We start from the raw sequence: 634 nt of genomic DNA, 5'->3' as shown, positions 1-634 counted from the left end.
TTGATATACGCCCCTTTGCAGGTAATCAGAATCTCTTCCTTCGCCGCTATGGTGATTTTCCCCGCGCTGCTGGTTAACGTTGCGTCCTTCAGTGCATTCAGCTGCAACTCGTCATTCTGTGCCTGCACTTCTACTTTGCCCTGATTGGCCTGCATCTTGATGCCGCTGCTTTGGGCAAACAGGTTAACGCTCTCTGCCGCATGGGCGGTCAGGCTTTGACCGGCGGTAATGTCGGTATGATTGCCGCTGATCAGGTGGATGTTTTCATTGGCGGTGTGCAGTTGGCTTTGCTCGGTTGCGGTAGCGATACCGGCCGGAGCGGTTTGGATTAAGCCGGCCTCTTTCAGGTCTTTAAGGGCGTCTTTCAGACGGCCTCTTTGGGTTTCTTCATCGGTGTTATGGTTGTTGGCGGTTTGAGCGGCTTTGTTCAGGCTTTTGGCCAGGGAGAGTGCTTGTTCGAGTTGGGAGATGGCATCGTCCATATTCAGCACTTTGCCATTGGCGTCCTGGTTTTGTGCGCTGACGAGTATGCCTTTACCCGCCCTTACCGCGCCCCAACCGTCGGTTCTGAGTTCGAAGCCTTCGCCGTTCTCTCCGCGTTTATCACGATTTGAGTCGACGATATGGCCGAGGT

The 634-nt window shown here is 54.3% G+C and carries 1 protein-coding gene; it reads right to left on the bottom strand.

The features are described from left to right. The coding region (locus tag TW89_RS08865) for a type VI secretion system Vgr family protein (protein ID WP_164836716.1) at positions 1–634 on the bottom strand (634 nt) is incomplete at both ends.

It is taken from the genome of Neisseria flavescens, assembly GCF_001618065.1.
Lineage (GTDB): Bacteria > Pseudomonadota > Gammaproteobacteria > Burkholderiales > Neisseriaceae > Neisseria > Neisseria flavescens_A.
The sequence above is the reverse complement of the archived record's forward strand: the minus strand, read 5'-3'. Positions and strand labels throughout refer to the sequence as shown.